Below are 8,196 nucleotides of genomic sequence, written 5' to 3'. Positions count from 1 at the left end.
GTCGCCCGGTCGGAAGAGCCGCAGCACGCCGTCGGAGCTGACGGAGGCGACGCCCGCGCCGTCGGGCAGGGCCACGACACGCCCGGAGCCGGCGGCGGCCTCGAATCGCAGCGGGACGTCGGCGCGGCTGGTGTTGAGCAGCGCCGATCGCGCCTCGGTGGTGGGGTGGATCCGGTAGGCGGCCAGCGCGAGAGCGCGCCCTAGTCCGGGGTCGCGGCTGAACGCGGTGGTCGAGGACACCGACCCCGAGCGCGACAGGGCGACGTCGCGGGTGTGGCGGGCGTCCGCCTCCGCCCGGAGCGCGAGCACACTGGCGACCAGGGCCAGGACGGTCACCACCGCCAACGACGCCGCGAGTCCGGTCAGCGCGCGGATGCGTCTGCGGTCCCGCCGGGCCACGGACCGGTGATGCGATTCCGCGGCGGCGAGGAACTGCCTCTCCGATTCCGCCAGGTGGGAGCTGGCGACCTCGTCGTCGTCCCTCCATCTCACATAGTCGGCGGTGGCCGACGCCGGGGGCAGGGCGGCGTCGGCGCGGCCGGAGTCCTCCCAGTCGGTGGCGGCCGCGCGCACGCGGGCGAGGACGCGCAGGCCCTCGCGGTCCGCGTCGATCCAGTCGACCAGGCGCGGCCAGGAGGAGAAGAGGACCTCGTGGGTGGGGGTGACCGAGTCACCGTCCACGGTGAGGAGGCCGGCGTGGGCGAAGGGGGTGGCGACGACGAGGAGGTCCTCGGACAGCTCGGCGAGCGGGGCGTGGCGACGGACGGGTCGGGCGGAGCGGACGTCGACGAGCCGGAGGAAGAGGGCCCGGCAGTTCGCCCGTCCCGCCCGGTCGAGTTCCTGGTAGACGGACTCCGCCGACGCGCGGACGGCGCCTTCGACACCGCCCGACGAGTAGTAGTCGTCCACGGTGATACGGCGCCGTCGGCTGCGCTCCCAGCACACGAGCAGCACGTGGGACAGCAGCGGCAGCAGCGAGCGTTCGTCGGCGCCGGCGTGCGTGGGGGCGACCGCGTCGAGCAGGAGGTTCACCAGTGACGGCTCGACCGTGTAACCCAGGGACCGGGCGGGCTCGACGATGATCTCGGCCAGCTGCTCGCGGCTCGGCGGGCCGAGCACCACCGGGTCGTCGAGCGCGTCGCGGAGGACCGGTTCGGCGAGGGCGGACTGGAAGAAGTCGGCGCGCAACGCCAGGACGGTCGGACGGCCGGCGGCGGCACGTCGGCCCAGCTGGTGGAGGATCGCCGAGCGGCGGCCGGCGTCGAGGTCGTCCGCCCAGATCTCCTCGAGCTGGTCCACCACCAGGAGGCCGGCGCCGTCGGCGGACTCCGCGGTGACCTCGGTCGGCCGGACGATCACCACGGACGCGTCACCGGGGATGCCGCCGGCGGTCCAGCGCGGGGCGAGACCCGCGGCGAGCAGCGAGGACTTGCCCGACCCGGACGCCCCCACCACCACCAGCGGGCGGACCCGCGGCGAGGCCAGCCGGCGGAGGATCTGTTCGACTTCCGCCTCGCGGCCGTGGAACAGCGGCGCGTCACCCGCCAGATAGGGACGCAGTCCGACGTACGGGCTGCCGGTGTCGTCGGGCTGGGGCACCGGTGTGCGGTGCACCGGCCGGGTGGGCTCGGTGATCTCTCCGCTCAGACGATCCCGGTCCGCCGTCGTGGCCCGGCCACTCGGTGAGCCCACGCCCGTGGAGCGGCGGGCGGGACGTCGCGGCCCCGGTCGGGACCGGACCCGTTCGACGGCGGCACGCCATTCCGCCATGGACCCGGCGTCGTCCACGCCCAGGAGCCGGAGCATCTCGACGAGCGTCGACTCGCTGGCGCGGGTCGGTACGTGCTGGCCGGAAAACCATCCCGAGGCGGTTCCCAGGGACAGTGAGGGCACCAGGCGGACGACGTCCCGGACCGACAGACCGGCCCCCGCGCGGAGCGCGGTGAGGGCGGCCCCGAGCTCCTCCCGTGTCCGAACCTGAGAGGGTGCTGATCGATCGTCGGCGTGATCGCCGGGCCCGCGGGCTGTCTCCACGGTCAACATCGTACGGCCGACCGCCGCCTGCGCGGGGGGAGAAGGCGCAGGAAAACCAGGCGTTTCATGCGAACGTACGACGCGACCGTACGGACTCGTCCGGACATCTCGCCCCGAGTCGACGGTGATTGTGCGAGTCCTCAGGATGAACTCACATTCATCTCATCGGGGGGCATCATGACGGCAACACTTCCTTTTCCATCCGCCGCGAACCGGCCGGACCTCAGCGACCGCGAGGTCGAGGTCCTCATCGCCTGGCTCGCCTCGGACAGCAAGCGGGAGGTCACCGAGCGGCTGTTCCTGGCCGACTCGACGGTCAGTACGTACATCCAGCGTGTGCGGTCCAAGTACGACGCGGTGGGCAGGCCCGCGCGGACCAAGGTGCGTCTACTCCTGCGCGCCGTGGAGGACGGGTACGTCCGGCTCGACGATCTGTGAGGGCGCGGGCTGCTCGCGGCACGGTCCGAGACCGACGGGGATTTCGTCAGCCGAGTTCGGGCGGGGTAGCCTTGAGCGGTTGCTGACGCAACGACCCTCCTGCCACGGAGACACCGTGGCCGAATCTGTAGTCCACAGGAGGTGATGAGGTCCCATGCGTCAATACGAAGTGATGGTCATCCTCGATCCCAGTCTCGACGAGCGCACCGTGGCGCCGTCGCTGGACACGTTCCTCAACGTGATCCGGCAAGAGGGTGGATCGGTCGACAAGGTCGATGTCTGGGGGAAGCGCCGCTTCGCCTACGAGATCAACAAGCTCAACGAGGGCATCTACGCCGTCGTCCAGCTCAAGTCCGAGCCGGACGCGGTCAAGGAGCTGGATCGTCAGCTCGGTCTGAACGAGAACGTTCTCCGCACCAAGGTGCTGCGCGCCGACAAGTGACCCGGACTGTCCGACCACCCCGGTACTCTGGGCGCGGTCGGTCGGCCTCCGATCACCATCCACACCAGGCCTGAAACACGGAGGACAAGCGAATGGCACAGGGCGACACCCCCATCACGGTGGTCGGGAACATCGTCGCGGACCCCGAGCTGCGGTTCACGCCGTCGGGTGCCGCGGTGGCGAACTTCCGGATCGCCTCCACGCCGCGTCGCTTCAACTCGCAGACCAACCAGTGGGAGGACGGCGAAGGCCTGTTCCTCACCTGCAACGTCTGGCGGCAGGCGGCGGAGAACGTCGCCGAGTCGCTGCAGAAGGGCATGCGTGTCATCGTCAACGGCCGGCTTCGGCAGCGGTCGTACGAGACCCGTGAGGGCGAGAAGCGCACGGTGTACGAGGTGGAGGTCGACGAGGTCGGCCCGTCCCTCAAGTACGCCACCGCCAAGGTGACCCGCACCAACCGCGAAGGCGGCGGGGGCGGCGGTTTCCAGGGCGGCGGCCAGCAGGGTGGTGGCTTCCAGGGCGGTGGCCAGCAGGGTGGCTACGGCGGCGGTCAGTCGCAGGGCGGCTACGGTGGCGGCCAGGGCCGCGGCCAGCAGAACGACGACCCGTGGGGCAGCGCCCCGCAGGCCGGTGGTTCCGGTGGCTTCGGCGGCATGGACGACGAGCCCCCGTTCTAGATCGGGTCGATTCCCCGGGGCGCTGCCGGCGTCCCACCCCACAAGCATGAGACATGACCTCGCGACAATCCGGCCCAGGTCGGGTCCGTCGGAGGAAAGAAAGGTAGACGGATCATGAAGCTGATCCTCACCGCCGACGTCGACAAGCTCGGTGCGCCGGGCGACATCGTCGAGGTCAAGGGCGGATACGGTCGTAACTTCCTGCTCCCGCGCGGGATGGCCATCGTGGCCACCCCGGGCGCCGAGCGCCAGATCGAGTCCATCAAGCGTGCCCGCGAGGCCCGCGAGGTCCGCGACTCGGATCACGCCAACGAGCTCAAGCAGAAGCTCGAGTCGATGACCGACGTCAAGGTCGCGGTCAAGACCTCCGACACGGGCAAGCTGTTCGGCTCCGTCACCGCGGGTGACGTCGCTTCGGCCATCAAGGCCGCCGGCGGTCCCACGCTCGACAAGCGCTCCGTGGAGATGCCCAAGGAGCACATCAAGGCGACCGGCAGCCACAACGTCGTCGTCGACCTGGGTCACGACACCACCGCGCGCGTCGCGGTCGAGGTCGTTCCCGCCTGATACACCGCGCAGGGCCCCGGTCGTCACAGTGACGGCCGGGGCCCTCGCCATTGTGGACGGCCTGTGGATAACTAGTTGTAAAGGCTAGGGTCCGGTGGGTTCTCAGATCCGTCGCGTTCATCTTTCGTTATCTATTGTGTCCCGGTTTGTGACGTGATACACGAGGTTCTCCACGGGGCCTCCGACCTGCGGCGATGCCCGTGACCTGCGCTTATTCGGGAACTGACCTGGTCTTTCCACCGGTTCTCCACAGTGATACGCCCATCGGCCCTGCGTAACCCCCAACCATTCACAGTTCTCCACAGACGCCCTCTCGCAAATGTGGAGAAGCCTGTGGATAACTGCGGGGGCGCGACTCCGGGTGTGTCGTGTCGGTGCCCTACAGTGAAGGGGTCGCTCGCCGGTTCCCAGTCGGGACCGGGCGGGCGGCCGAGTTCGACAGTGAAAGAGGAGCGGTCATGGCGCAGGCGGGATACGACGGTCCCGGCGAGCTGCCCCCTCCGCCCGACGAGGGTGGCGGCGGCGAGTTCGGCCGTACCCCGCCGCAGGATCTCACCGCCGAGCAGTCCGTGCTGGGCGGCATGCTGCTGAGCAAGGACGCCATCGCGGACGTGGTGGAGGAAATCCAGCCGGGTGACTTCTACAAGCCGGCGCATCAGGCCATCTACGACGTCATCCTCGACCTGTACGCGCGCGGGGAGCCGGCCGATGCGGTGACCGTGGCCGCCGAGCTGGATCGCCGCGGGGATCTCCGCCGCGCCGGTGGCGCCCCCTATCTCCACACGCTCATATCGACCGTGCCCACGGCGGCCAACGCGGGGTACTACGCCCAGATCGTCGCGGAGAAGGCGGTACTGCGTCGTCTGGTCGACGCGGGCACCCGCATCGTGCAGTACGGCTACTCGGGGTCCGAGGGATCGGACGTCGCCGAGGTCGTGGACCGGGCGCAGGCGGAGATCTTCGAGGTCACCGAGCGCCGCACCACCGAGGACTACGTCATCATCGAGGAGCTGCTGCAGCCCACGATGGACGAGATCGACAACATCCATACCGCGGGCGGTCTCGCCCAGGGTGTTCCCACGGGGTTTGCGGACCTCGACGCCGTGACGAACGGCCTGCACGGCGGGCAGATGATCATCATCGCCGCCCGCCCCGGCGTCGGTAAGGCTCTCGCCCTGGACACCGTCCTGCCCACCCCGGACGGTCAGACCACCATGGGCGAGGTCGCGGTGGGTGACCGCGTGCTCGGCGCCGACGGGCAGCCCACCGAGGTCGTGGCCGTGACCGAGGTGTGGGAGGGCCGCCCCTGCTTCACCGTGCGGTTCAACGACGGCACCGAGCTGGTCGCCGACGCCGAGCACGAGTGGCGCATCGAGATGGGCGGCACCGAGCAGATCGTCACCACCAAGTCGCTGGACACGCTCATGCTGGTCTGCGACTTCGGCATCGTCGTCCCCGAGCACCCGGACTCCGGACGCGCGGCTCGGCTCATCACCGACGTGCGCGGCGCCGCGAGTGTTCCGGTCAAGTGCATCGAGGTGGCCGCCGACGACCACCTCTACCTGGCGGGTCCCACCGCGATCCCGACGCACAACTCCACCATCGGCCTGGACATCATGCGGTCCTGCTCCATCAAGCACGGGCTCACTTCCGTGGTGTTCTCGCTGGAGATGAGCCGCACCGAGATCGTCATGCGTCTGATGAGCGCCGAGGCGCGGGTCAAGTTGTCCGACATGAAGTCGGGCAAGATGAGCGACGAGGACTGGACGCGGCTGGCCCGGCGGATGGGCGAGATCTCCGAGGCGCCCCTGTTCATCGACGACTCTCCCAACATGACGATGATGGAGATCCGCGCCAAGGCCCGTCGGCTCAAGCAGAAGCACGACCTGCGCCTGATCGTGGTGGACTACCTCCAGCTGATGTCCTCGGGCAAGAAGGTCGAGTCTCGTCAGCAGGAGGTCTCGGAGTTCTCCCGTCAGCTCAAGCTGCTGGCCAAGGAGATCGACGTGCCCTTGATCGCGATCTCGCAGCTGAACCGTGGGCCGGAGCAGCGTACCGACAAGCGGCCGCAGGTCTCGGACCTTCGTGAGTCGGGCTCGCTGGAGCAGGACGCGGACATCGTCATGCTGCTGCACCGCCCGGACGCCTCCGAGCGCGACGACCCGCGCGCCGGCGAGGCCGACCTGATCCTTGGTAAGCACCGTGGCGGTCCCACGTCCACGATCACGGTCGCGCACCAGCTCCACTACTCGCGATTCGTGGACATGGCGCGCGGGCTGTAGCCACTCGACATGCGGACCCCCGTTCGTGGGCCGGGACCCTCTCCTCACATCGGTACGATGGTGTATGCATCGATAACTTTCACCGAGGCGACGCCTGCAGAGGGCGTCGCAGAGAAGGAGGACACCACGTTGACGACAGCTCGTAACGACTACCCGGAGACCGCGTACGGGACGAACGTGACCGACTACCGGGTCCTGCAGAGCGCGCCGGACTACTCGGTCGCGCAGGAGATCGTCGATCGGCTGTCTGATCGCGGTTTCCCCGTCGAGCGGGTTCGGATCGTCGGCAGCGGCCTCCGCTCGATCGAGCAGGTGACGGGTCGGATGACCACGGGCAAGGCCGCGGGTCGAGGAGCGCTGGCGGGCCTGTGGTTCGGCCTCCTGCTCGCGATCCTCTTCCTCATCCTCGCCCCGCTGGCGAGCTTCCTGTGGATCCTCGTCTGGTCCCTCGGCTTCGGCGCACTGTGGGGCGCGCTCTTCGGCGCCATCGGCCACGCCTCGACGGGCGGACGCCGCGACTTCTCGTCGGTGCAGACGATGGAAGCCGACTCCTACGACGTGCTCGTCGAGTCGACGCATCTCGATGAGGCCGTCCGGCTCATCGGCGGACCAGCGCCCAGGACCGACCTGCAGCGCTGAGCTGATGGCGCTCGGCCCCTCAGCTCGAGAGGGCCGGAGCGCGGCGGCGGATCCGCTGAGAGGTCACCTGCAGGGTCACGACGAACACCGCCACCACGCCCACGGTCATGCACCACCCCGCGATGACGTCGCTGGGAAAGTGGACCCCCAGGTAGACGCGGGACGCTCCTACTGCCAGGACGTAGAACGACACCGCCACGAGTGCCGGCCAGCGATACCGGGTGCCCCAGGCGAGAACAACGAGTGGCGCCGCGATCGACATCGACCCCATCGCGTGTCCGCTGGGGAACGAGAAGGTGTTCTCTGCGGAGAGATGCTCCCAGAAGTCGGGGCGCGTTCTCTCGAAGAGGGCCTTGAGCGCGACGTTGATCCGCGAGGCGGCGAAGTAGGCCACCAGTACGAAGCCGGCATCCACCCATCGGCGTCTGACGCACAGCACGAGGGCGGTGAGGGCGGCGGCGACCGGCACCACCTTCCCGCCGAGTAGCGAGGCGAACGTCGCGGCGTCGGTCAGCCAGGGCGTCGTCGCGCCGTGCACCCACAACATCACGGTCCGGTCGAACGCGAAGGAACCCTGCCGGGCGACTTCCACGGCCGGGACACCGAAGACCAGAAGCGGGATGAGGATCAGGGCGGCGGCCGCGCCGGGGGCCAGGCGCGTGGTCGTCACCGTGGATCGCCAGCGGCGCCGGCCGTCGTCATCGGTGTTCACGGCATCAGCCTAGAAAGAACCGCTGAGAAAATCAGGAAAAACTTCAAGCGGCGAGCGCGGCCCGAGCGCGGGCCTCGCCAGCGCGGGCCCAGGAGCGTGGCTCCCCGGCCGCACAGACGCAGCGACCCGGGGGCTCCGCCCGCTGGACACCGAGATGTCCGGGGGCGGGAGCCCCCGGGTCGCCGAGAAGTCGAGGCTAGGACAGTCCGCCGAGCAGGTCGGTCGGCAGGAGGCCGGTCAGCGAGTCGGTCGCGCTGCCGGCGCCGCTACCGGGTCCCCCGAGCAGCGAGCCGAGGCCGAGCGAGCCGAGGATGGGCGCCGCGAGCGACCCTGCGGCGAGCGAACCGAGCGATCCGAGAGCTTCAGACCTGACTTCCACAAGTTGACGCTGTTCTAGCGTTCTGC

Annotated in this window: 8 protein-coding genes and 1 pseudogene; 6 read left to right on the top strand and 3 right to left on the bottom strand. The window is 69.5% G+C overall.

Annotated elements, in window-relative coordinates; all coding sequences use genetic code 11:
- A pseudogene (locus G6030_RS14975) lies at positions 1 to 2,034 on the bottom strand (ATP-binding protein); the annotation flags it as partial.
- Positions 2,035 to 2,211: 177 nt separating this feature from the next.
- Here G6030_RS14975 and G6030_RS14970 point away from each other — a divergent pair.
- From G6030_RS14970 to G6030_RS14945, 6 genes are all read left to right on the top strand, one after another.
- Entirely contained in the window at positions 2,212 to 2,472 is a 261-nt protein-coding gene (locus G6030_RS14970) for a LuxR C-terminal-related transcriptional regulator (protein WP_007632073.1), read from the top strand.
- Positions 2,473 to 2,626: 154 nt separating this feature from the next.
- Positions 2,627 to 2,914 (top strand): 30S ribosomal protein S6, encoded by a 288-nt coding sequence (gene rpsF, locus G6030_RS14965; protein ID WP_007632072.1) that lies wholly within the window; start codon positions 2,627 to 2,629, stop codon positions 2,912 to 2,914.
- A gap of 92 nt (positions 2,915 to 3,006) precedes the next feature.
- Entirely contained in the window at positions 3,007 to 3,591 is a 585-nt protein-coding gene (locus G6030_RS14960) for a single-stranded DNA-binding protein (RefSeq protein WP_007632070.1), read from the top strand.
- 114 nt (positions 3,592 to 3,705) lie between these two features.
- Positions 3,706 to 4,158, top strand: a complete 453-nt coding sequence (gene rplI / locus G6030_RS14955) for a 50S ribosomal protein L9 (RefSeq protein WP_063972775.1) — start codon at positions 3,706 to 3,708, stop codon at positions 4,156 to 4,158.
- Positions 4,159 to 4,616: 458 nt separating this feature from the next.
- Complete coding sequence (gene dnaB, locus G6030_RS14950; protein WP_347238679.1) at positions 4,617 to 6,440, top strand: replicative DNA helicase; 1,824 nt, start codon at positions 4,617 to 4,619, stop codon at positions 6,438 to 6,440.
- A 57-nt stretch (positions 6,441 to 6,497) separates the two neighbouring features.
- Positions 6,498 to 7,079 (top strand): general stress protein, encoded by a 582-nt coding sequence (locus tag G6030_RS14945; protein ID WP_241724384.1) that lies wholly within the window; start codon positions 6,498 to 6,500, stop codon positions 7,077 to 7,079.
- 19 nt (positions 7,080 to 7,098) lie between these two features.
- Here the strand turns inward: G6030_RS14945 and G6030_RS14940 are convergent, their stop codons facing one another.
- Together G6030_RS14940 and G6030_RS14935 are read right to left on the bottom strand one after the other, a co-directional pair.
- Positions 7,099 to 7,791, bottom strand: a complete 693-nt coding sequence (locus tag G6030_RS14940) for a phosphatase PAP2 family protein (protein ID WP_182643663.1) — start codon at positions 7,789 to 7,791, stop codon at positions 7,099 to 7,101.
- A 196-nt stretch (positions 7,792 to 7,987) separates the two neighbouring features.
- Positions 7,988 to 8,170, bottom strand: a complete 183-nt coding sequence (locus G6030_RS14935; protein WP_182643662.1) for a hypothetical protein — start codon at positions 8,168 to 8,170, stop codon at positions 7,988 to 7,990.
- Positions 8,171 to 8,196 lie beyond the last annotated feature (26 nt).

This window comes from Dietzia sp. E1, assembly GCF_014145015.1.
Taxonomy (GTDB): Bacteria; Actinomycetota; Actinomycetes; order Mycobacteriales; family Mycobacteriaceae; genus Dietzia; species Dietzia cinnamea_A.
This window is presented reverse-complemented; position numbering and strand designations above follow the sequence as displayed.